The 22,874-nt window shown below is 69.7% G+C and carries 23 protein-coding genes; 8 read left to right on the forward strand and 15 right to left on the reverse strand.

The window, feature by feature from the left end; translation table 11 throughout:
• Positions 1–42 precede the first annotated feature (42 nt).
• The 4 genes from E5671_RS09660 to E5671_RS09675 form a co-directional block, all read right to left on the reverse strand.
• Complete coding sequence (locus E5671_RS09660) at positions 43–1,005, reverse strand: electron transfer flavoprotein subunit alpha/FixB family protein (RefSeq protein ID WP_160503437.1); 963 nt, start codon at positions 1,003–1,005, stop codon at positions 43–45.
• Between the two features lie 59 nt (positions 1,006–1,064).
• The gene (locus E5671_RS09665; RefSeq protein WP_160503438.1) at positions 1,065–1,850 is read right to left on the reverse strand and encodes an electron transfer flavoprotein subunit beta/FixA family protein; all 786 of its coding nucleotides are present in this window, start codon (positions 1,848–1,850) and stop codon (positions 1,065–1,067) included.
• 230 nt (positions 1,851–2,080) lie between these two features.
• Complete coding sequence (locus tag E5671_RS09670) at positions 2,081–2,590, reverse strand: flavin reductase family protein (RefSeq protein WP_160503439.1); 510 nt, start codon at positions 2,588–2,590, stop codon at positions 2,081–2,083.
• A 253-nt stretch (positions 2,591–2,843) separates the two neighbouring features.
• On the reverse strand, positions 2,844–3,182 hold the full coding sequence (locus E5671_RS09675) for a thioredoxin family protein (RefSeq protein WP_160503440.1): 339 nt from the start codon (positions 3,180–3,182) through the stop codon (positions 2,844–2,846).
• A 223-nt stretch (positions 3,183–3,405) separates the two neighbouring features.
• Here E5671_RS09675 and E5671_RS09680 point away from each other — a divergent pair, with 223 nt between their 5' ends.
• Positions 3,406–4,134: a lysophospholipid acyltransferase family protein gene (locus E5671_RS09680; protein ID WP_160503441.1), complete on the forward strand. Its 729-nt coding sequence runs from the start codon at positions 3,406–3,408 to the stop codon at positions 4,132–4,134.
• Positions 4,135–4,139: 5 nt separating this feature from the next.
• Here the strand turns inward: E5671_RS09680 and E5671_RS09685 are convergent, their stop codons facing one another.
• The 7 genes from E5671_RS09685 to E5671_RS09715 all read right to left on the reverse strand — a co-directional run bounded on the left by E5671_RS09685 (position 4,140) and on the right by E5671_RS09715 (position 11,075).
• The gene (locus E5671_RS09685) at positions 4,140–4,847 is read right to left on the reverse strand and encodes a B3/B4 domain-containing protein (protein ID WP_160503442.1); all 708 of its coding nucleotides are present in this window, start codon (positions 4,845–4,847) and stop codon (positions 4,140–4,142) included.
• A 28-nt stretch (positions 4,848–4,875) separates the two neighbouring features.
• Positions 4,876–5,469, reverse strand: coding sequence for a transglutaminase-like domain-containing protein (locus E5671_RS09690; RefSeq protein ID WP_160503443.1), 594 nt, complete (start codon positions 5,467–5,469; stop codon positions 4,876–4,878).
• Between the two features lie 86 nt (positions 5,470–5,555).
• On the reverse strand, positions 5,556–6,626 hold the full coding sequence (locus E5671_RS09695) for a beta-eliminating lyase-related protein (protein ID WP_160510085.1): 1,071 nt from the start codon (positions 6,624–6,626) through the stop codon (positions 5,556–5,558).
• Positions 6,627–6,673: 47 nt separating this feature from the next.
• Positions 6,674–7,444 carry an SDR family NAD(P)-dependent oxidoreductase gene (locus E5671_RS09700; RefSeq protein WP_160503444.1) on the reverse strand — a complete coding sequence of 257 codons (771 nt, stop codon included), beginning with the start codon at positions 7,442–7,444 and terminating at the stop codon, positions 6,674–6,676.
• On the reverse strand, positions 7,441–8,856 hold the full coding sequence (locus tag E5671_RS09705; protein WP_160503445.1) for a DUF6421 family protein: 1,416 nt from the start codon (positions 8,854–8,856) through the stop codon (positions 7,441–7,443). Before E5671_RS09705 ends, E5671_RS09700 begins: the two co-directional genes overlap by 4 nt.
• An 81-nt stretch (positions 8,857–8,937) precedes the next feature.
• Entirely contained in the window at positions 8,938–9,945 is a 1,008-nt protein-coding gene (locus tag E5671_RS09710; RefSeq protein ID WP_160503446.1) for an alpha/beta hydrolase, read from the reverse strand.
• Positions 9,945–11,075, reverse strand: a complete 1,131-nt coding sequence (locus E5671_RS09715; RefSeq protein WP_160510086.1) for an LLM class flavin-dependent oxidoreductase — start codon at positions 11,073–11,075, stop codon at positions 9,945–9,947. Before E5671_RS09715 ends, E5671_RS09710 begins: the two co-directional genes overlap by 1 nt.
• Positions 11,076–11,384: 309 nt before the next feature.
• On the opposite strand from E5671_RS09715, the gene E5671_RS09720 reads away from it, so the two are divergent.
• The 3 genes from E5671_RS09720 to E5671_RS09730 are packed head-to-tail and all read left to right on the forward strand — an operon-like array spanning position 11,385 to position 13,359.
• Positions 11,385–12,506: an amidinotransferase gene (locus E5671_RS09720; RefSeq protein WP_160503447.1), complete on the forward strand. Its 1,122-nt coding sequence runs from the start codon at positions 11,385–11,387 to the stop codon at positions 12,504–12,506.
• Between the two features lie 27 nt (positions 12,507–12,533).
• Complete coding sequence (locus E5671_RS09725) at positions 12,534–12,779, forward strand: hypothetical protein (protein WP_202121066.1); 246 nt, start codon at positions 12,534–12,536, stop codon at positions 12,777–12,779.
• A 34-nt stretch (positions 12,780–12,813) separates the two neighbouring features.
• Positions 12,814–13,359, forward strand: a complete 546-nt coding sequence (locus E5671_RS09730; RefSeq protein ID WP_160503448.1) for a pyridoxamine 5'-phosphate oxidase family protein — start codon at positions 12,814–12,816, stop codon at positions 13,357–13,359.
• 18 nt (positions 13,360–13,377) lie between these two features.
• Here E5671_RS09730 and E5671_RS09735 read toward each other — a convergent pair whose 3' ends face one another.
• Together E5671_RS09735 and E5671_RS09740 are read right to left on the reverse strand one after the other, a co-directional pair.
• Complete coding sequence (locus tag E5671_RS09735) at positions 13,378–14,970, reverse strand: amidase family protein (protein ID WP_160503449.1); 1,593 nt, start codon at positions 14,968–14,970, stop codon at positions 13,378–13,380.
• Between the two features lie 120 nt (positions 14,971–15,090).
• Positions 15,091–15,657, reverse strand: a complete 567-nt coding sequence (locus tag E5671_RS09740; protein WP_160503450.1) for a tellurite resistance TerB family protein — start codon at positions 15,655–15,657, stop codon at positions 15,091–15,093.
• A gap of 159 nt (positions 15,658–15,816) precedes the next feature.
• On the opposite strand from E5671_RS09740, the gene E5671_RS09745 reads away from it, so the two are divergent.
• Positions 15,817–16,164, forward strand: a complete 348-nt coding sequence (locus tag E5671_RS09745; RefSeq protein ID WP_160503451.1) for a VOC family protein — start codon at positions 15,817–15,819, stop codon at positions 16,162–16,164.
• Between the two features lie 55 nt (positions 16,165–16,219).
• Here E5671_RS09745 and E5671_RS09750 read toward each other — a convergent pair whose 3' ends face one another.
• Entirely contained in the window at positions 16,220–17,413 is a 1,194-nt protein-coding gene (locus E5671_RS09750; protein WP_160503452.1) for an acyl-CoA dehydrogenase family protein, read from the reverse strand.
• Positions 17,414–17,594: 181 nt separating this feature from the next.
• Here E5671_RS09750 and rox point away from each other — a divergent pair, with 181 nt between their 5' ends.
• Positions 17,595–19,121, forward strand: coding sequence for a rifampin monooxygenase (gene rox / locus E5671_RS09755; protein ID WP_160503453.1), 1,527 nt, complete (start codon positions 17,595–17,597; stop codon positions 19,119–19,121).
• Positions 19,122–19,157: 36 nt separating this feature from the next.
• Here rox and E5671_RS09760 read toward each other — a convergent pair whose 3' ends face one another.
• Positions 19,158–20,333: a hypothetical protein gene (locus tag E5671_RS09760; RefSeq protein ID WP_160510087.1), complete on the reverse strand. Its 1,176-nt coding sequence runs from the start codon at positions 20,331–20,333 to the stop codon at positions 19,158–19,160.
• Positions 20,334–20,496: 163 nt separating this feature from the next.
• On the opposite strand from E5671_RS09760, the gene E5671_RS09765 reads away from it, so the two are divergent.
• Positions 20,497–22,203 carry an immunity 49 family protein gene (locus tag E5671_RS09765; protein ID WP_336605719.1) on the forward strand — a complete coding sequence of 569 codons (1,707 nt, stop codon included), beginning with the start codon at positions 20,497–20,499 and terminating at the stop codon, positions 22,201–22,203.
• Between the two features lie 98 nt (positions 22,204–22,301).
• Entirely contained in the window at positions 22,302–22,874 is a 573-nt protein-coding gene (locus E5671_RS09770; RefSeq protein ID WP_160503454.1) for a dihydrofolate reductase family protein, read from the forward strand.

The following is a 22,874-nucleotide window of genomic DNA, read 5'->3' on the forward strand; positions in this document are numbered from 1 at the left end:
CCCCGCTCGGTGCGGGGTGAGGGCCTCGTACGATCGATGAGATCAGCCCTTGCGGGTGTTGACCTCGTCGGTGAGCTGGGGGACAACGTCGAAGAGGTCGCCGACCACGCCGTAGTCGACCAGGTCGAAGATCGGGGCCTCGGCGTCCTTGTTGATCGCCACGATCGTCTTGGAGGTCTGCATGCCCGCCCGGTGCTGGATCGCGCCCGAGATGCCCGAGGCGATGTACAGCTGCGGCGAGACGCTCTTGCCGGTCTGGCCGACCTGGTTGGAGTGCGGGTACCAGCCCGCGTCCACCGCGGCGCGCGAGGCGCCCACGGCCGCGCCCAGGCTGTCGGCCAGGGACTCGATGAGGTGGAAGTTGTCCGCGCCGTTCACCCCGCGCCCACCGGAGACCACGATCGCGGCCTCGGTCAGCTCCGGACGCCCGGTCGACTCACGCGGCGTGCGCCCGGTCACCTTGGTGCCGGTGGCCTGCTCCGAGAAGGAGACGGCGAGGGCCTCGACGGCGCCCGCTGCCGGGGCGGCCTCCACGGCGGCCGAGTTCGGCTTGACCGTGATGACCGGAGTGCCCGTGGAGACACGCGACTTGGTCGAGTAGGACGCGGCGAACGCGGACTGCGTGGCGACCGGGCCCTCGTCGGAGGCCTCCAGGTCGACGGCGTCGGTGATGATGCCGGACTTGATGCGCACCGCCAGACGGGCGGCGATCTCCTTGCCCTCGGCGGACGACGGCACCAGCACCGCGGCCGGGGACACCGCGTCGTAGGCGGCCTGCAGCGCGTCCACCTTCGGCACCACCAGGTACTCGGCGAACTCCGGGGCATCGGCGGTCAGGACCTTGACCGCACCGTGCTCGGCGAGCGCGGCGGCGGTGTCGGCGGCGCCGTTGCCGAGGGCGACGGCGACGGGCTCGCCGATGCGGCGGGCCAGCGTGAGCAGCTCAAGGGTGGGCTTGCGGACGGCGCCGTCCACGTGGTCGACGTAGACCAGAACTTCAGCCATGGGACTTCAATCTCCTGCGGTTACGAAGAAGTTGGGCGGATTTCAGGGGTGGCTGAAGCTCAGATGAACTTCTGGCCCGCGAGGAACTCGGCGAGCTGCTTGCCGCCCTCGCCCTCGTCCTTGACGATCGTGCCCGCGGTGCGCGCGGGACGCTCGGTGGCCGATTCGACCTTCGTCCAGGCACCCTCCAGGCCCACTTCCTCGGCTTCCAGGCCGAGGTCGGAGAGGTCCCAGGACTCCACCGGCTTCTTCTTGGCGGCCATGATGCCCTTGAAGGACGGGTAACGCGCCTCGCCCGACTGGTCGGTGACCGACACGACGGCGGGCAGCGAGGCCTCCAGCTGCTCGGAGGCGGCGTCGCCGTCGCGACGGCCCTTGACGACACCGTCCTCGACGGAGACCTCGGAGAGCAGCGTGACCTGCGGGACGCCGAGGCGCTCGGCGAGGAGCGCGGGGACCACACCGGCGGTGCCGTCGGTGGACGCCATACCGGAGATCACCAGGTCGTAACCGGCCTTCTCGATCGCCTTGGCCAGGACGAGCGAGGTGCCGATGATGTCGGTGCCGTGCAGGTCGTCGTCCTCGACGTGGATCGCCTTGTCGGCGCCCATGGACAGCGCCTTGCGCAGCGCGTCCTTGGCGTCCTCAGGACCCACCGTCAGCACGGTGATCTCCGCGTCGTCCGCCTCGTCGGCAATCTGCAGGGCCTGCTCGACCGCGTACTCGTCGAGCTCCGACAGCAGGCCGTCCACGTCGTCACGGTCGACGGTCAGGTCATCGGCGAAGTGCCGGTCGCCGGTGGCGTCAGGCACGTACTTCACGGTGACAACGATCCTCAAGCTCACGCCGGCTCTCCTACTGCATCGTCTTTACTGGGCTGCTGCCTTGCTCTGGCCACTGCCTTCTTGCAGGCAGCATAGGCGCCTGAAGGGGCGGATCCCGGTCGGGGCGGCCCGCGCTCCGACCAGAATATTACTCGCCAGTACACCCAGTACATTCCCACTAAGCAAGCGCTTTGAACTGTGACCTTCCCAACGCTCCGTAATCGGGCGCGGAGCGGGGCATTCGGGAACTCTCAGTCGCGCAGCGCGTTGAAGCGCCCTTGGTGGTAGAGCAGCGGCCGGCCGGCGCCCGCGGGGTCGCCCACCACCGCCTCCGCGAGAACGATCCGGTGGTCACCGGCGGGCACGCGCGCCGCGACCCTGCAGACCAGCCAGGCCAGCGTGCCATCCAGCACCGGGACCCCCTCGGGCCCCTCGTACCAGCGCGTGCCCCCGCCGAAGCGGTCGGCGCCGCTGCGCGCGAACGTCGTGGCGAGGTCGAGCTGGTGCTCGCCGAGTATGTGGACGCCGACGTGTTCGGCCTCGGAGACCGCGGGCCAGCTGGAAGCCCCCGTACCGATGCCGAACGAGAGCATCGGGGGCTCGGCGGAGACCGAGACCAGCGAGGTGGCGGTGAAGCCGACGGGCCCGGAGCGGCCCTGAGCGGTGATCACAGCGACCCCCGCCGCGTGCTGCCGGAAGACGGAGCGCAGGAGGTCGGGGGAGGCGAGCTGGGGAGTGCGGAGATCGGGCGTGGCCGTCATGGAATTGTCCTTCTGCAGGAGGTACGAGCGGTTCCGTGGCTGCTCAGCAGCCCGGACAGCGCGCACTTGCATGACGGGCGAGGTCCACGTGGACGCGCTCGTAGAGAAGGAGCTCCGGAGGCATGGGAGCAGGCTGGCGATAGATGCGGGGCGCAGTCAAGTCCGTTCCGCGATGTGAAATATGTGAAATATGCGAAAGACGTCCCTGGGTCATTCCCTGGGTCATGCCCCTCCTCCCCCGTGCCCCTGGATCTCACACGGCCTTGCCGAGGGCGGCGATCACATCGACCTTGCGTGGCTGCCCGGCCGCGCGCAGCACGACCCGTCCGTCCGCGTCGAGGACCAGCACGGTCGGCGTCTTGAGGACGCGCAGGTCCCGTACGAGATCGAGTTCCGCCTCGGCGTCGATCTCCACGTGGGAGACGCCGGGGACCATTTCAGCCACCTCGGACAGGACGCGACGCGTCGCACGGCAGGGCTGGCAGAAGGCGCTGGAGAACTGCACGAGCGTGGCGCGCTCCCCCAGTCCGTACCCCGCCCATGTGTCCGGCGCCGGTGTATCGAGCCGGTCTCCCGTCTCGCGTATCCGCACGTCAGCCTCCCGCCCCGCGTCATGATCCAACCGTCCTCGGCTTCAGCGTCCTGGCGCCCGCGAACATTCCCAACGTGACGAGAATCTCGCGCCCGCCGGGCACGATGGGTGGCCAGCCGTCCGTTCTTGGGGCACGATCTGCGCAACGCCGAAAAACCTACGGCGGCGTAACTTCCCGCCGGGAACCCCCTCCCCAGGCAGAAACGAAGGGTCATCCCCACCCATGGCAGAGCTTGTCTACCGTCCGGTCATCGGTGCCGCGAAAACCCTGTTCAAGGCATGGGACCTGAAGATCGACTGCAAGGGCTCGGAGAACATCCCTCGCACCGGCGGCGCGGTGCTGGTCAGCAACCACATCAGCTATCTCGACTTCATCTTCGACGGCCTCGCGGCCCTGCCGCAGAAGCGTCTGGTGCGCTTCATGGCCAAGGAGTCGGTGTTCCGGCACAAGATCTCCGGCCCCCTGATGCGCGGGATGAAGCACATTCCCGTCGACCGCAAGCAGGGCGAGGCGGCCTACCAGCACGCGCTCGACTCGCTGCGCTCCGGGGAGATCATCGGCGTCTTCCCCGAGGCGACGATCTCTCCGTCGTTCACGCTGAAGTCCTTCAAGTCGGGGGCCGCGCGCATGGCGCAGGAGGCCGGGGTCCCGCTGATCCCGATGGCCCTGTGGGGCACGCAGCGGCTGTGGACCAAGGGGCAGCCGCGCAACTTCAAGCGCAGCCACATCCCGATCACGATCCGGGTCGGTGAGCCGCTCGAGGCTCCCAAGGACCAGTTCGCGGGCGCGATCACCAGGCGCCTTCGTGAGCGCTGCCAGGAGCTCCTCGAAGCCGCGCAGCGCGCCTATCCCGTACGCCCCAAGGGCCCGGACGACACCTGGTGGATGCCGGCGCACCTCGGCGGCACCGCGCCGACTCCGGCCGAGGTGAAGGCCGCCGAGGCGAGCTGAATCGATTACTCCGGGCGCTCGGACGCCCGCTCCGGCGCGCGGACGGTGATCCGCGCGCCGGGGCTGAACTTCGCGAGCAGCTCGGCCAGTTCGGCGCCCGCCTCCTCGACGCCGGAGTCCGGCCCCATCCCCTCAAGGAGGAAGATGGCGTTGACCGACTCCTCCGTGAGGCGGGTGCGCGGCCCCTGGCGCCAGTTCCAGCGGCGGCAGGTGACGCCCTCGTCGTCGCACCACACGACCTCGCCCGCGTCCGGGTGCTCGACGGCCCGCTCCCCGGCGGCCATGGTGACGAAGTCCTCCGTGCCGTCGGCCCGCACCAGGCGCATGCCGCCCTTGATGTGGTCCAGATCCTCACCGCCGACCGGGATCAGGTGGGCGACGCTGATCGCGTTGTAGACGTCGACGAGGGTGTTGATCCGCGGCAGGCCGCCGTCGGCGAGGGCGCGCTTGGCCAGCGCCTCTGCGGAGTTGCGCGTGCGGGACGGCTTCGCGCCGAAGGCGGTGTACGCCGCGCGCCAGGCCACCATGTGCGGGTCCTCATGCGGGGCGCGGCCGTCGAGCCGCTCCGCGAGGCGGCGCGCGGCCTCGTCGAGGAGGGCCGAGGTCTCGTCGGTGCTCGGGCCGTTGACGAGCCCGTGGGCCTCGATGGCCACGTGGGTGAAGCCGGGCGCGAGGGCGCGCACTTCGTCGGTCACGGTGATCTGGAAGGTCATCGTCTGCCTTGCGTTCGGGTGCGGCGGTTCAGAGTGTGTCGGGGAGGTGCTCCCACAGGTACGGCCGGTCCGGAGCGTCTTTCAGGGCGCGGAGGACCACCGGGTGCGGTACATCAAAGAGTACCGGATAGTCCATCTCACTGGACTCCACATCCGCCACGAAGGCCAGCCGTTCCCCGTCGAGGGAGAACTGGGCGTCGATTCCGGGTTTGTTCCCACGGGGGTCCTGCCGATGCCAGGCTCCCCGGAAACGGACCGCGACGAGACCGTGTACGCAGTACCCCGTACCCGCGTCGTACGCCAGCCGCTGATAGCAGAGCGCGGTGGGGATGTCCTCGGCGCGCAGCAGCGCGGCGAGCGCGTGGGCCTTGGCGTGACAGATGCCGGTGCGCTGTTCAAGGACGTCGGAGGCGCGCCACGTCACGCGCAGATCGCCACTGTCGGCGGAGTGCGGGATGGCGTCCCGAACGAACTCGTAGGCCGCGCGGGCGTATGCGTATGAATCCTCGGCCTGCGCGGCGATGCGTGCGGCCGTCTCGCGTACGAGCGGATGGTGGTGATCGATGACGTCGTCGGCGGCCAAGTAGGCGGACAGGTCAGGGGTTTCCTGGGTCAGCTGCATGCCACGGGAGCATAGAAATGCGATCGACCGCACGTCAATGCTTTTACGGTCGACCGCATACCTATGCAGCAAGATGAAGGTGTCGGCTAGCGCGCCATCTCCTCCTTGAGCGCCGCGACGAAGCCGTCCACGTCCTCCTCGCGCGTGTCGAACGCGCACATCCAGCGGACGTCGCCCGCCGCCTCGTCCCAGAAGTAGAAGCGGTACTGCTTCTGCAGCCGCTCGCTCACGTCGTGCGGAAGCCGCGCGAAGACAGCGTTGGCCTGCACCGGGTAGAGGATCTCCACGCCGTGGACGGCGCGCACGCCCTCCGCCAGGCGCTGCGCCATCTCGTTCGCGTGCCGGGCGTTGCGCAGCCAGAGGTCCTTGGCGAGCAGGGCCTCCAACTGCACCGACACGAAACGCATCTTGGAGGCGAGCTGCATGGACATCTTGCGCAGGTGCTTCATGTGGCTGACGGCGTCCTGGTTGAGGACGACGACGGCCTCCCCGAAGAGCGCGCCGTTCTTCGTGCCGCCCAGGGACAGGATGTCCACGCCGACCGCGTTCGTGAACGTCCGCATGGGGACGTCGAGAGAGGCAGCGGCGTTCGATATGCGCGAGCCGTCGAGGTGCACCTTCATGCCGAGGCCATGCGCGTGGTCGCAGATGGCGCGGATCTCGTCGGGCGTGTAGAGCGTGCCCAGTTCGGTGTTCTGCGCGATCGAGACGACCTGCGGCATCGCCCGGTGCTCGTCGTCCCAGCCGAACGCCTGCTTGTCGATCAGCTCGGGCGTGAGCTTGCCGTCGGGTGTCGGCACCGTGAGCAGCTTCAGGCCGCCCATGCGCTCGGGGGCGCCGCCCTCGTCCACGTGGATGTGCGCGGACTCGGCGCAGATCACCGCGCCCCAGCGGTCGGTGATCGCCTGGAGCGCAACGACGTTGGCCCCTGTGCCGTTGAAGACCGGGAACGCCTCGGCCGTGGGGCCGAAGTGTCCGCGGATGACCTGCTGGAGGTTGGCCGTGTAGTCGTCCTCGCCGTACGCGATCTGGTGACCGCCGTTGGCGAGGGCGATGGCGGCGAGCACCTCCGGGTGGGCGCCCGCGTAGTTGTCGCTCGCGAACCCCCGTACGTCCGGGTCGTGGTGACGGCGCGCGTCGGTCTTCGGAGGGTTCACCGTCTTCGGAGGGTTCACGGCTTCTCTGTCGCGGGTGTCGCGAGCGGTCACGGCTTCTCGGTCAGCCACAGGCGGGTTCCGTTCACTTCTCCGGCGGGCCGCTCCCAGACTCCGGCGATGGCCTCGGCCAGCTCCTTGACGTCCGTGAAGCCCGCGAACTTCGCGTTGGGCCGCTCCGCGCGCATCGCGTCGTGCACCAGCGCCTTGACCACCAGGATGGCAGCCGCCGACCTCGGGCCCTGCTCGCCCCCCGACTTCCGGAAGGCATCGCCGAGGGCGAGGGTCCAGGCCTCGGCGGCGGCCTTCGAGGCGGAGTACGCCGCGTTGCCCGCCGTCGGCTTGGAGGCGCCGGCCGCGCTGATCAGGAGATAGCGGCCGCGGTCGCTGCGCTGCAGGCCGTCCTGGAAGGCGAGCGAGGTGTGCTGCACGGTGCGGATCAGGAGCTTCTCGAGCAGCTCCCAGTCGGCGAGGTCGGTCTCGGCGAAGGTGGCGCTGCCGCGCCAGCCGCCGACGAGGTGGACCAGGCCGTCGATCCGCCCGAACTCCTTCTCGGTGCGGGTGGCCCACTCCCGGGTCGCGTCGAGGTCCAGGAGGTCGACCGTGTCGCCTATGACGGTGGCCCCGCCGTGCGCGTACCGCGCGGCGTCCACGGCCTCCGCCAGGCGGGCCGCGTCGGCGTCGGACGCCACGACCGTGGCACCGGCCTCCGCGAGCCTCAGCAGTGTGGCACGGCCCGCAGGACCGGCTGCCCCCGCGACCGCGACCACGGCTCCATCGAGTGCGGACATCGTCCTCGCCTCCTTGGTGCGGTCGCTCATGCGGCGACCTGCTCGGCGCGCGCCGCGGTGATCCCCTTGGTGGAGGCGATCACGTGCTTGAGCTTCTTGGAGAGCGCCTCATAGAACATGCTGAGCGGAAACTCGTCAGGAAGCACGTCGTCGACGAGTTTCCTTGGCGGAAGCTGCACATCCAGGGCGTCGGGGCCCTTGGCCCAGCGCGATCCGGGGTGCGGCGCGAGGTACTGGGACACCAGGTCGTACGCGGCGAACCAGTGGACCAGCTTGGGGCGGTCGATGCCCGCGCGGTAGAGCTCCTCGATCTCGGCGCACAGCTGGTTGGTGACCTGCGGCGCGCGCTCCCAGTCGATCTTGAGCTTGTTGTCGGTCCAGCGGACGACGTCGTGCTTGTGGAGGTACGCGAAGAGCAGCTGGCCGCCGAGGCCGTCGTAGTTCTTGACGCGGTCGCCGGTGACCGGGAAGCGGAACATCCGGTCGAAGAGGACGGCGTACTGCACGTCGCGGGCCTGCGGGATGCCCTCGCCCTCCAGCTTCACGGCCTCCTTGAAGGCGGTGAGGTCGCAGCGCAGCTCCTCCAGGCCGTACATCCAGAACGGCTGCCGCTGCTTGATCATGAAGGGGTCGAAGGGCAGGTCGCCGTGGCTGTGGGTGCGGTCGTGGACCATGTCCCACAGGACGAACGCCTGCTGGCAGCGGTCCTGGTCGCCGATCATCTCGCGGATGTCGTCGGGCAGTTCGAGCCCGAGGATGTCGACGGAGGCCTCGGTGACGCGGCGGAAGCGGGCCGCCTCGCGGTCGCAGAAGATGCCGCCCCAGCTGAAGCGCTCGGGGGCCTCGCGCACGGCGATGGTCTCCGGGAAGAGCACGGCCGAGTTCGTGTCGTACCCGGCGGTGAAGTCCTCGAAGGTGATGCCGCAGAACAGCGGGTTGTCGTAGCGCGTGCGCTCGAGCTCGGCCAGCCACTCCGGCCAGACCATGCGCAGCACGACCGCTTCGAGGTTGCGGTCCGGGTTGCCGTTCTGCGTGTACATGGGGAAGACCACGAGGTGCTGCAGGCCGTCCTCGCGGTGCGCCGCAGGCTGGAAGGCGAGCAGCGAGTCGAGGAAGTCCGGCACTTCGAAGCCGCCGTCGGCCCAGCGCCGCAGGTCCGTGCCGAGCGCCTGGTGGTACGCGGCGTCGTGCGGCAGGAGCGGGGCGAGCTGGTCGATCGCGGATATCACGCGGTCCACGGCCAGTTCGGCCACGGACTTCGCCGGGGCGTCCTCCGCGTCGAAGTCGATCGAGCCGTCCGCGGACTGCCACGGGCGGATCTCTTCCACGGCGTCCTTGAGCATCGGCCAAGCCGGGTGCTCCACGACCCTTCCCACTGGGGCACCCCCACTCGCGGGAGGAACTGCCCCTTCCGTAACCCTCTGCACAAGAATTTCCGTCACTTGTCAACCTCCACGGGAGAACCTCGCGTTAGAACACCGTATGTGCGCGAGGTTCTCCACCACAAGAGGGGGTTCGGGAAATTATCCTGTGATACCCCCAACATCACCGCCGATTTTCCTGCCGGACACCGTCAAGGCGACGGCTTCTGCCACTTCTGCCACCGCGGCCCGCGCATCGTCCAGGAGCAGCGGGAAGCCCAGGAAACCGTGGAACATCTCCGGATGGTGCCCCCGCGTCACCGGAACCCCCGCCAGACGCAGCTTGTCCGCGTACGCGGCGCCCTCGTCGCACAGCGGATCGCAGCCCGCCGTGACGATGTGCGCGGGCGGCAGCGCGGTGACGTCCGCGCCCAGCGGAGAGGCGTAGGGGTGGGTACCGTCGCCGTCCGGGCCGAGGTACTGCTCCCAGAACCAGCGCAGGTGCGCGGCGGTGAGGAAGTAGCCGGTCGCGTTCGACGTATACGAGTCGCTGCCCTGCCCCGCGTCGAGCACGGGGTAGATCAACACCTGGAGCGCCACGGCGGGCCCGCCCCGGTCCCGCGCCATCAGGGCCGCCACGGTGGCGAGGCCGCCCCCGCTGCTGTCCCCGGCCGTCACCACGGCGCCCGGGTCACCGCCGAGCGCACCCGCCCGGGTCTCGGCCGCCGCCCAGCACAGGGCCGCGTACGCGTCCTCGGTGGCCGCGGGGAAGCGGTGCTCGGGGGCGAGGCGGTAGGCGACGGAGACCACGACCGCGCCGGACTCCGCGCAGAGGGTGCGGGCCGTGGCGTCATGGGTGTCGAGGCCGCAGAGGGTGTAGCCACCGCCGTGGAAGAAGACGACGGTGGGGCGGGGGCGGCTCAGCCCCTCGGGGCGGTAGACGCGTACGGGCAGGTCGGGTGCCCCGGCGGGACCAGGGATGCTCCGGTCCTCGACCGTCCCCACAGGCGGCGCGGCCTTGCCGGAAGGGGGCGTCGCGGCGAGGATGCGGCGGGCCTCGGCCGCGTCGGTGACCGTGCCGCCGAGGTCGGGGAAGGCGGCGCTGAGGGCATCGGCGAGGGGCCGCGCCTCCGGGGCGAGCCGATCGCCGTACGTGCCGCCGGCCGCCATCACCCCGCCTCCTGGGCGCGGAAGTACGGGATGACCTTCTCGCCCCACTGCCGCAGGGTCTCCATGCAGGCCTCCTGCGGGACGGTGCCCATCTGGATCAGGCACATGATCTCGTCGGCGCCCGCGTCGCGGAGCCGTTCCACGTACGCGATGGCGTCGTCGGCGGTTCCATAGGCGTGATCGGCGTTGAAGGTGGCCGTGGAGGTGGGCCGTACCGGGATGTCGTGCTCGTGCAGCCGCGCGACGACCTGCTCGGCGGCCTCACGCATCGCGGCCGCCTCGTCGGCGCCTTCGACCACGGCCTCGTCGGGAATGCCGGCGCCGCCGTACCAGTGCCCGATGGACTGCGCGAAGAACCGCTGGCCGCGGATGCCGACGCTCCGGGCCGCGTCCCGGTCGTCAAGCACGATGGTCGGGCAGAGCACGGAGAAGTGGTCGTTGACGACGCCGGACACGAAGCGCGCGTCGCCGCGGCCCGCGATCGCCGCGTCGTACGCCGCGCGCATCTCGGCGATCGACTCGGGCCCCGCGAAGCCCATCACCAGTGCGCCGACGCCGAGTTCGGCGGCCTGCGTCAGGGTCTCGGTCCTGCTGCAGGCGAGGAAGAGCGGGGGGTGGGGGGTCTGCCGCGGCCTGGGCAGGATCGGATGGGGGTCGATGTCGAGCAGAGCACCGTGGTGCTCCAGCTCCTCCCCCTCCCAGGCCTTCCCGATGATCTGCAGGGCTTCCTCCACCTCCTGGGTCGTACGTTCCTTGTCGACGCCGCAGAGCGAGGTCTCCTGGAGCGTCCCGCCACGCCCCGCCCCGAGGTCGAGCCGTCCCCCGGACAGCAGATCGAGCATGGCGGCGCGCTCGGCCACCCGTGCCGGGTGGTTGAACTTGAACGGCATGCAGACCACGCCGTGCCCGATGCGGATGGTGCTGGTGCGTGCCGCTACCCAGGTCAGGAAGATCTCGGGTGCGCTCATGTGGGCGTACCACTTGAGGGAGTGGTGCTCGACCGCCCAGACGCGGTCGAACCCCACCTGCTCGGCCAGGACGGCCTGTTCGACGCTGTCACGGATGAGTTGATGCTCGCGCTCGACGGTGGGGTCGGCCAGCTGCGCTTCGAAGATGACGGAGAACTTCACGTGCCCTCCAGGGAGTTGAGCCGCTGCGGTGTGGGTGTGGGCGCCCTTGTTTCGATCAGTCATATGACTAGTCGTCAGGTGCTGAAGTGGCAAGGGCTTCCGCGTGGGCTCTTTTCGGTCAAGGCCGCGCGAGGGCGAGGTGCCGGCGCTCCGTACCTCGTTCGGCAGACGCGAAGCGCCATTCAATGCAGTGCGATTGCATTCACACCTGCCTGCTGGCACCTTTTCTGGCACACCATCCCTGGATGAGGCAATCGGCACCGGGCGGCGCGGCCCGTTGCCGATTGCCCTGATCGAAAGCGGTTGAACATGGCGACGTCGACGGATACGACCGGTGACGCCGGGGGGTCTCCCGTTTCGCCGGTCAGTTCGCACAATGAGTGGGATCCGCTGGAGGAAGTCATCGTCGGGCGTCTCGAAGGCGCCACGATCCCCTCCAACCATCCGGTCGTGGCCTGCAACATCCCGCCGTGGGCGGCGCGGCTGCAGGGGCTAGCCGGCGGCTTCGAGTACCCGAGTCTGCTGATCGAGCCGGCACAGCAGGAGCTCGATCAGTTCATCGCTCTCCTGCAGTCCCTCGGCATCACGGTCACGCGCCCGGACGAGGTCGACCACAGGAAACGCTTCAGCACCCCCGATTGGTCGTCGCGCGGATTCTGCAACACCTGTCCGCGCGACAGCATGCTCGTGATCGGCGACGAGATCATCGAGACACCGATGGCGTGGCCGTGCCGGTACTTCGAGACGCACTCGTATCGCACGGTCCTCAAGGACTACTTCCGGCGCGGCGCACGCTGGACCGCGGCGCCGAGGCCGCAGCTCACCGACGAGCTGTTCGACGAGGATTTCAGCGCCCCCGAGGACGACGAGCCCATGCGCTACATCCTCACCGAGTTCGAGCCGGTCTTCGACGCGGCGGATTTCGTCCGCGCGGGACGCGACCTGTTCGTGACGCGGAGCAACGTCACCAACCGCATGGGCATCGACTGGTTGCGCCGCCATCTCGGAGGTGGATACCGCATCCACGAGATCGAGAGCCGCTGCCGGACGCCTATGCACATCGACACGACGTTCCTCCTGCTCGCACCGGGAAAGGTGCTGGTCAATCCCGAGTACATCGACGTCGACCGCCTGCCCGACGTGCTGAACTCATGGGACGTCCTGGTCGCCCCCGAGCCCAACCCCCTCGACGAGCGTCTGCTCAAGATGACCTCGATGTGCGGCAAGTGGCTCAACATGAACGTGCTCATGGTCGACGACAAGCGGGTCATCGCGGAGCGGCACCACACCGACACCCTGCGCGCCCTTGAGGGATGGGGGTTCGAGCCGATCCCGTGCGACCTGCTGCACTACGCGCCTTTCGGCGGCTCATTCCACTGCGCGACACTCGATGTCCGGCGCCGCGGCACGCTCGAATCGTATTTCGACTGACCCTTTGCGGTCCTGCTGCGGCCCATCGTGGGCGCGGACAACGTCGCCCGACTGCTGGCCGCCGGCTGGTGGAAGCGCGACGCCGAGAGGTCGGTCGAGCCGGTTCAGATCAACGGCGGGCCGGGGCTGCTCGTCCGGGTCGAAGGGGAGGTCGACGGCGTCGTCGCTCTGCGGGTCGAGAACGGCCGGGTCACCGGTGCCTACCATGTCCGCAACCCCGAGAAGCTGTCACGCGTGGCGCGGGAGACCGCCGTGAGCCGCTGGGCTGCGTAGCCTTCGTTACAGGGAAGAGGGAGAGGAGCCCCCCATGACGCCGAAGCAGCCCAAGACCGAGCTCGACGCCCGCTACAGCTCCGCGCTCAACCCGCAACCGGGCGCGGAGAACGTCACCGCGACCGACTGGGCCGAGGCCCAGCGCCAGCTGCGGGCCGCCGAGGTCTTCTGGATCACCACGGTCCGGCCGGACGGCCGGCTGCACATCACGCCGCTGATCGCCGCCTGGCACGACGGGGCGCTGCACTTCAGCACAGGGGTGGGCGAGCAGAAGGCGAAGAACCTGGCCGGCAACGCCCACTGCGCACTCACCACAGGGCACAACTCATTCTCCGAAGGTCTCGACGTCGTGGTCGAGGGCACGGCGCAGCGGGTCACGGATCCGGCACGCCAGGGCGAGGTCATCGCCGCGTTCGAGGCGCAGTACGGGGACCACATCACCTCGCCGGAGGGGCTCTTCCACGGCTTCGGCGACAGCATCCGCAAGGGCAACGATCTGCTGTTCGCGGTGGCCCCCGGCACGGCGTACGGCTTCGGGCACGACGGCCAGGTGTTCAGCCACACCCGCTACACCTTCTAGCGCGCCCGGAGCCGGTGTTCACCGCGGCGCTCCGGACCCGGCCGTCGGCAGGTAGCGCGGTGCTCGCCAGGCCTTCAGCCGGTGCTCCACCGCGGCGCCCAGCGACAGGAGTTTGGCGTCCTGGTGGTCACCGGCCATCAGGAGCAGGCCGACCGGCAGTTCGTTCACGGACCCGGCGGGCACCGAGAGAGACGGGTATCCGGCGACGGCCGCTGGTGTGGAGGACGGGATGACGTCGTTGTCGCCGCGCGCGCAGTCGCTCGTCCAGGCGGGCGGGTTCGTGGGCGCGGCGATGGCGTCCAGGTGATGGGCGGCCATGGTCTCGTCGAGGGAGCGCCGCGAGAGGTCCTTCAACTCGGCGCGCATGGCACGGTACTTGGGGTCGGTGGTGGACGGCGCGTCGAGTGCCTGCTCGAACAGCTCCTGGCCGGCGAAGCAGGCCTGTTCCTCGGGGCTGGCGCGGTTGAACTCGATCAGCTCGGCGAGGTTCCGGGGGCCTTCGCGTGTGCCGAGGTAGGCGTCGATGTCCCGGTGGAACTCGCTGAGCAGCGCCGGGAATTCGAGCTCGGCGAGCCGCGCCTGGTACGGGGGTGTCACCTCGACGACCACGGCTCCGGCCTTGCGCAGCTTCTTCGCCGTACGGGTCATCACCGCGTCCACGTCGGGTCCGAGCGAAGGCAGTCGCCACAGGCCGATCCGCTTGCCGCGAAGACTGCTGCCGTGGCCTGCCGCCGCCTCCTTGGCCTTGCCCTCGCTCAGCACGGAGAACGTGAGCGCGGTGTCGATCACGCTGCGCGCCATGGGCCCGGCCGTGTCCTGCTCGGCGGAGATCGGCACCACGCCCGACTGGCTGACCAGGCCGAGGCTTGGCTTGTGGCCGACGACGCCGTTCATCCCGGCCGGGCACACGATGGAACCGTCCGTCTCGGTGCCGATCGCCACCTGCGACAGCGACGCGGCCAGCGCGGCGGCCGAGCCGGAGGAGGAACCGCACGGATTCCGGTCGAGGACGTAGGGGTTGTTGGTCTGCCCGCCCACCGCCGACCACCCCGATGTCGGCTTGGCCGCGCGGAAGTTGGCCCACTCGGACAGGTTGGTCTTGCCGAGGATCACCGCCCCCGCCTTGCGCAGCCGGGTCACCAGCGCGGCATCGGTGTCGGGCGGGCTGCCGGCGAGCGCGAGCGACCCGGCCGTCGTCGGCATGTCACGGGTGTTCACGTTGTCCTTGAGCAGTACGGGGATGCCGTCCAGCGGCCCGAGTGCCTCGCCACGCCGGTGCCTGGCGTCGCTGGCGGCCGCCTGGCGCAGGGCCGTCGGGCTGGTGCGAAGCACCGAGTGAATCTTGGGATCGACGCTCTCGATGCGCCGCAGGTAGGCGCGGGTCAGCGTCGACGAACTCAGCGAACCGGCCGCCATGCGCGCCTGTAACTCCGGAATCGTCACGGTGTCCAGATCGACCCCGGCCACGAGAGGTGCCCCGGTCGGCGGCGCCGAGCTGCCGGTGCCATGCTCGGCGGCTTGCGCACCGGCGTTCGGTGCGTTCGTCACGCCCGTCAGAAGGGACCCCGCGACAAGGGCGGCGGTCATTGCGGCAATGCTCCTCTTCCCCATGCGGATCAGCGGACTACACGGGCATCGTCCGGCGCAAGGGTGCGGGGCTTCCTTCGGCTGCCTGGAGGGGCCCGCACCTCAGGTGCGGGCCCCAGCTCGGGCAGCGAAGTCCGCCTTCGATCAGAGGCCGAACTCCTGCGGGGAGAGGCTGAGCGCCGCGCATGCCTCGCGCAGGACCTGCTCCTCGGCCGGGGCGATGTACCCGTCCGCGCCTGCGACGACGAAGCCGGTCTGGACGACCGCCTTGGCCTCCATCGGCTTCTTCGCCGCCTTGGCGATCTCCTGCATGGCCTCGGTCTTGCCCTGCTGGAAGTTGAACGTCAACTGGTCGACGTGCTTGTTGAACCGCTGCTGCAGCTGCTCGGGCGGGAAGTTCTTCAGGACGTCGTTCTGCAGGATCAGTGACTCCACGTGCTGTCGCTCGGCCGGGTCGACGGAGCCGTCCGCTGCGGCGACCAGGGCGCACATGGCCATGCTGGCGTCACGGTAGGCGCCGCTCTTGAGCTCCGTCTTGAGGGAGGCGAGCTGGGACTTGAGCACGCCCACGAGCTGCGCCTTCGACCCCCCTCCGGATCCTGACCCCGATCCCGATCCCGATCCCGGCCGTCCCTGACCGCCGGAGCTCCGCGCCCCCTGCGACTGCTGCAGACCCTTGGCCTGGTCCTTGATCCGGTCCCACATCGCCATCCGTGCCACCTCGGCTACCTGTTAGCTCGTCCGCGCGCAATCCACGCGTCCTCCTGCCAACGCCTCCCCGCCCCTCGAAGTTCCGTCACGGGCGGTGCCGAGAAGCAACTCAGACAGAATCAGGGACACGTTCGATCCCGTCTGCCCGCAGGAGCCCCCATGTCCATTCGCCGAGCCATGCCCGACATCCGAACCGAAGCCATGGAGGAGAGCCGGGACTTCTACGGCCTTCTGGGGTTCGAAGAAGTCATGAACCTCGGCTGGGTGATGACCCTCGGCTCTCCTTCCAACCCCACGGCCCAGATCACCTTCATGAGCCACGACAAGACCGCGCCCGTCGTACCCGACATGAGTGTCGAAGTGGACGACGTGGACGCGGTCTACACAGCGGTGCGCGGGAGCGGCGCGGAGATCGTGCATCCCTTGCGGGACGAGGAATGGGGAGTGCGCCGGTTCTTCGTGCGGGACCCGAACGGGCGGGTCGTCAATGTGGTGAGCCATCGGTGATGTGGTCAGTGGTGTGGTGAGCCATGGGTGATCCCGACGCCCCGCGTGCGTCGAGTCACGTGGAATCGAGACCTCCGCGCTTCACCAACTGGCGTGCGATCACGTTGCGCTGGATCTCGTTGGTGCCCTCGCCGACGATCATCAGGGGGGCGTCGCGGAAGTAGCGCTCCACGTCGAACTCGGTGGAGTAGCCATAACCTCCGTGTATACGTACGGCGTTGAGGGTGATCTGCATGGCCGTCTCGGAGGCGAAGAGCTTGGCCATGCCGGCCTCCATGTCCACGCGGCGGCCCGCGTCCGCCTCCCGGGCCGCGTACAGGGTGAGTTGGCGGGCCGCGGTCAGCGAAGTGGCCATGTCGGCCAGGTAGTTGCCGATCGACTGGTGCTTCCAGATCGGCTCGCCGAAGGTCTCGCGCTCCTGGGCGTAGGCGAGGGAGTCCTCGAAAGCGGCCCTGCCGACCCCGAGTGCGCGCGCCGCGACCTGGAGCCGCCCGGTCTCAAGGCCCTTCATCATCTGCGCGAAGCCCTCGCCCTCGACCCCGCCCAGTACGGCGTCGTACGGCGCCCGGTAGTCGTCGAACGACAGCTCGCAGCTCTCCACGCCCTTGTAGCCGAGCTTGGGCAGGTCGCGCGAGACCGTCAGGCCGGGGCCGTGCTCGACGAGCAGGATCGAGATGCCGTGGTGGGCGGGGCTGGCGGCCGGGTCGGTCTTGCACATCAGGGCGATGAGCCCGGACCGGCGGGAGTTGGTGATCCAGGTCTTCGTCCCGTTGACGACGTACCCGGCCGTGTCCGAGTCAGTGTGCGTGTCCGCGTCCTTGCGGGCGGAGGTGCGCATGGCCTGGAGGTCCGAGCCGCCGCCCGGCTCGGTGAGCGCCATGGTCGCGCGAACCTCGCCGGTGGCCATCTTCGGCAGGTAGCGGCGCTTCTGCTCCTCCGTACCGAAGTGGAGCAGCAGCTTCGCGACCACGGTGTGGCCGCCCATCGCACCGGCCAGGCTCATCCAGCCGCGGGCGAGTTCCTCGGTGACGAGGACGTAGCAGGGCGTGGAGACCGGTGTGCCGCCGAACTCCTCGGGGACGGCGAGGCCGAAGATGCCGAGGCGCTTCATCTGCTCGATCAGGGCTTCGGGGTAGGTGTCGGAGTGCTCCAACTCCTGGACGACCGGCTTCACTTCCTTGTCGACGAAGGCCCGCACCGTGGCGACGACGGACTGCTCGTCCTCGGACAGGATGTCGAGAGTGCTCATGCCGTGACGCTCCTCGTCGCGTACCAGTGGCCAGGCATGACAAAGGCCAGACATGACAAAGGCAAGGAGTGTTCGAACTCCTTGCCACTCTCAACTTATAGCGCAAGGGGGGCCTTGCGGCAAGGCCCCGTTCCTGCCGCAGAATCATCGGCCTGAGCCGGAACCCAGCGGAATGAGAACAATGATTGACGTGATCGTGGTCGGCGGCGGACCGACCGGTTTGATGCTGGCGAGCGAGCTTCGGCTGCACGGTGTGCGCACCGTCGTCCTGGAGAAGGCGGAGAAGCCCACCGCGCAGTCCCGCGGGCAGGGCCTGCACGCGCGCAGCGTCGAGGTGATGGACCAGCGCGGTCTGCTGGGCCGGTTCCTCGCCGTCAATGAGAAGTTCCAGGCAGGAGGCCTGTTCGGCGGCGTCATCAAGCCGTGGCCGGACAAGCTGGACACGGCTCACCCGTACGGGGTCGCCACCCCGCAGCCGGTCACCGAGCGGCTGCTCAACGAGCGCGCGGTCGAACTCGGCACCGACATCCGGCGCGGCTGCGAAGTGGTCGGGCTGAGTCAGACCGACGACGAGGACGGGAGCGAGGACGGGGACGGGAGCGGAGGCGGAGTGACCGTCGAGCTGGCGGACGGCACGCACCTGCGCTCGCGCTACGTCGTCGGGTGCGACGGCGGCCGCAGTGCCGTGCGCAAGCTGCTCGGCGTCGGCTTCCCCGGCGAGCCCGCCAGGGTCGAGACCCTCCTCGGCGAGATGGAGGTGACCGCGGACCCGGAGACGGTCGCCGCCGCCGTCAAGGAAGTGCACAAGACCCAGCTGCGGTTCGGCATCGCCCCGCCCAACGAGGACGGGGTGTGCCGCGTGGTCGTGCCTGCCGAGGGTGTGGTCGAGGACCGTGCGACCGAACCGACCCTGGACGACTTCAAGCAGCAGCTGCGGGCCCACGCGGGCACCGACTTCGGCGTGCACTCGCCGCGCTGGCTCTCCCGGTTCGGCGACGCCACCCGGCAGGCCGAGCGCTACCGCGTCGGCCGGGTGTTCCTCGCGGGCGACGCGGCGCACATCCATCCGCCGACCGGCGGGCAGGGGCTCAACCTCGGCGTGCAGGACGCGTTCAACCTCGGATGGAAGCTGGCCGCGGCGGTCGACGGCTGGGCGCCGGACGGCCTGCTCGACACCTACCACGCCGAACGGCACCCGGTGGGCGCCCGCGTCATCGACAACACCCGCGCGCAGATCACGCTGCTCGGGGCCGATCCGGGTGCGACCGCGCTGCGGGCGCTGTTCTCCAAGCTGATGGACTTCGAGGAGGTGAACCGGTACGTGACCGGGATGATCACCGCGGTCGACGTCCGTTACGACTTCGGAGAGGGCCACGAACTGCTCGGCCGGCGGCTGCGGGACGTGGAGCTGAAGCAGGGGCGCCTCTATGGGCTGATGCACGAAGGCCGCGGACTGCTGCTCGACCAGACCGGGCGGCTCTCGGTCGCCGGGTGGGCCGACCGGGTCGATCACGTCGTGGATGTCAGCGAGGAACTGGAGGAACTGGACGTGCCCGCCGTGCTGCTGCGGCCCGACGGTCACGTGGCGTGGGTCGGTGAGGATCAGCGGGATCTGCTCGGCCAACTGCCGAGGTGGTTCGGCGCACCGAGCACACCGAACGCATCGAGCACACCAAACGCACTCAGCACACCGAACGCACCGAGCTAGGACGCCCGTCCGCTCGCGCGTCGAGCCGCCCGGACCTCAGCCGACCTGCGTGTGGAACTGCACCAGGCGCTGCTGGACGAGGTTCACCGTGCCGCGCTGACGGCCCGGCACGCGGCGTCGCAACGCGACCAGGGCCGGGCCGAGTTCGCGGACGGTGTCCGGGTCGCGGACCTGCTCCCACTGGTGGTGGGCCAGGTCCGCGGCGGCCTCGACATCGGGGGCGTCGGGGGCTTGGCCTGCCGTGAGCCTGGTGGAGACCACGGCCAGCCAGATCTCGCAGCTGCGTCCCGGGTCCTTGGCAAAGATCGCCAGATGTCCGCGGACTTCCATCCAGTGCACGACCTCGGGCGACGAAGGCCCGTACGTACGCAGCGCCTCCTGCTCCCAGGCCGCCGCCATGGCCGCGGCCTCACCGTGCCGCCCCGCCTCCACGGCCTTGGTGATCGCCGCGTGCGGGTCCGCACCCGCGGTCCGCGGCGCCATGGAGGGCTGCACGCCCTGCTGTTGGACGGGCACCGGCGCACGGTTGTTGGGCATGGCCCCAGGCATGCCCCCAAGTCCGCCTGCGGTGAAGGCGGCGGCAGGGTCGGCGGACAGCAGTACGACGTCGGTCGCCCCCTCCTCCACCGTCTGGGCGGCGACGTGTTGGTGCAGGTCCGGCAGCGGTGGCCGGTGCCCGCTGCGCAAGACCGTCGCCAGCGCCTTCATGTACGAGGGCGCCGCGACGGCACGCCGGCCGGGCGGCGGCGCGATCCGCCCGTACAGCGCCACACCCGGCCCCACGTCCAGGGGGCGCTGCGCCAGCTGCTGCCAACTGTCCGCGTCGGCGTGCAGATCGGCGATGACGGTCGTCCTGCCGGGCGGGCGCAGCCGCAGCTCCTGGGCGATCCAGTGCCAGGGGAATCCGGTGTAGCGCACCGTCGCCGCCGTGGTCCGCGCCAGGGCCACATGTTGCAGTCGCTGACGGCGATCGAGGTGCAGTTGCCCGACCAGGTACACCGTCAAAGGCCCCGGCGCCATCGCGGCCGCACGCAGCCGCGTGAGCACGGTCTGCGGATCGAGCGGGTCCGCGAGCTCCACGACGCTCGCGGTCGCGGTCCCGGCGAGTACCGCCGGCGACACCGCCGCGAGCACCGGCAGCACGGAAGCCGCGTCCACCATACGGGCCTTGCCGACCGGCGCGGCCGCGATCAGCAGCGCGGTCCCGGGCACCGTCCCCTCCCCATCAGTCACCAGAGCACCGTATCCGCTGCTCACCCCTGGGGCGGCCGGTGGTCACCATTTCACCTCGCCCGCCGCCCGCGACCGCAGCATGTGGCGCTCGCGCGGCACGCTCTAGGCTGCGGTCACGAGATCATCTACGGGGAGCAGGTCCGTGCGAATAGAACGCCACCACATCGACGAAGCCGCCGTCCTGGCGGCGCGTGAGGACTTCACCAACCGGATCGGCCGCGAGGTCCGCACGATGTCGAAGGCCGGCCCGGTCACCGGGTACGAGTGGGGCCGGCTGGCCGAGGAGTTCCTCGACTACCTGGGCGCGCTTTCCGTCGAGACACCGGACCTGCACACCCCTGAGGCCAAGGCCGTCCTGGGCGATGCCGCCGAGGCCGCGGCGGGCAAAGTCGCGTACGCCGCGTACTTCCCGGTGGCTTCCTTCCAGGTCTTCCTGAACTACGTGAACTTCGGGATGACGTACGACGCCGAGTCCGAGGGAGCTCCCGAGACCGTCTCGGCGTACGACTGGATCGACGCCTTCTGTCTGGCCGTCCTCGCCGAACGGGCCGAATGGCACGGCGAGGCCTTCCACTTCGCCCGCGAGGCGCCCCTGCAAGGCGCGGCGGGGCGCCCGGCCGCCGAGCTCGTCCAGGGGCTGATGGCGTACGTCGCCGGGGACACCGGGGACGACGACGCGAGTTATCCGCCGTCGAGGGAGGAGAAGCTGGCCGCCATCGACGCCGCGCTCGCCCGGATCCAGGACCTGGACCGTGAACTCGACGCGGGGTTGCCGGACAAGCCCGAGAGCACGGCGCTGCGCGGCCTGCGTGCCCTGGCCGCAGGTGACCAGGAGGCGTTCGCCGCGGCGCTGATCACCCTGCTGACCGACCACAGCCGCGGGGCCGCGCGCAGCAACAGTACGGAGGCCCTGCTCCCGCTGCTCCCCCTGACGCTGGCCGCGCTCGCCCACCGCCGTGAGGGGTGGCAGGTGCCGGTCGAGACGGATTACCTTCCGCGGGCGCTGGTCACGGGGTTTGAGGAAGCGGGGCCACGAGTAGGGGCGTACGGCCGCAACCGGCGCCCTGACGCGGTGGCTCAACTCGCCGCCGGGCCCGTCGAGTTCGAGCGTCCCGGGAATCCACTGACGTTCACCGACGCGTACGTGGCTGAACTGGAGAGGGACACCAAGGAGATCCTCGACCTGAACCGCGAGGAGCCGGTCTCCGCCGCGGACTGGTCGGAGGCGATGAACGACCAGGAGTTGCTGTTCCGGTTCCGCTCCACGCTGACGCCCGATGTCACCGACGAGCAGTTGGAGAACCTCACCCTGGCTTCGCGGCAGGGGGCCGAGGCCTTCCGTGCCCGCGGCGACGACCCGCGTGACCGGTACAGCACGGGCGCCTGGCGCTGGCTCACCGCCGTCAGCTTCGCTCTGATCACGGGTACACGCGAAGACCTCGCCCCGCTGGTCCTCGTCGATCCGGCGCTGCTCTCCGACCGCTCCGCCTACGCGTCGTACTACCAGGCTCTCCACGACTACTTGCGCGGCGTGGACCCCGAGCCCGCCACCGACCGCGCCGTCGCGGATCTGGAGAAGTGCGCCCGCGGGGGCTTCGCGCCGCCTCCGTCCATCCTCTTGTCCCAGCTCGTCGAGGGCGACGAGGAGAGCTTCAACCTCGCGCTCCTCGACGCGCTCGAAACGCACCGCGATTACTACCGCGTGGCGAACCGGGCAGAGGACCCCGATGCCGCGGTGAACCTCAACATCCTGGCCCTGGCCTGCCATGCGCGCCGACGCGGCTGGACGATCCACGTCTCGTCCCCCTACCTCCCCGCACGGCTTCTCCGGGCCGCGGAGCCCCTGTAGGAGGGTGGCCGATGAGTTTCGGCGTGTAGGGCGGTCAGTACCCCCGTAACCGCGATGATGAAGCGGCGACCGGCGAGACATCACCAGGAGATATTGAGATGCGTACGTTGATCAGCACTGCCTTCGTCTCCCTCGACGGAGTCGTGGAGGCCCCGGGCGGCGAGCCCGGCTACCGGAACTCCGGCTGGACCTTCAAGGACGTGGAGTTCCTCCCTGAGGCCTACGAGATCAAGGGCCGGGAGCAGGAGGAAGCCACCGCGATGCTGTTCGGCCGGGTCAGTTACGAGGCGTTCAGCCCTGTCTGGCCGGGCATGGAGGAGTTCGCCGAGTACAAGAAGATGCCGAAGTACGTCGTCTCCAGCATCCTCACCGAGGACAAGCTGGTCTCCAACTGGGGCGAGCAGACGATCCTGCGCTCCCTGGACGAGGTCGCCGAGCTGAAGAAGACCGAGGGGGGCCCGATCATCATGCACGGCAGCGCCACCCTGAACCGGAACCTCTCGGACGCCGGTCTGATCGACCGCTACCACCTGCTCGTCTTCCCGCTGCTGCTGGGCGCGGGCAAGCGCCTGTTCAGCGACACGGACAAGGATGCCCAGAAGCTGAAGCTCGTAGAGCACGAGGCTTACGCCAACGGCCTCCAGAAGAACGTCTTCGACGTCGTCCGCTGA

The organism is Streptomyces sp. BA2 (assembly GCF_009769735.1).
Taxonomy (GTDB): Bacteria; Actinomycetota; Actinomycetes; order Streptomycetales; family Streptomycetaceae; genus Streptomyces.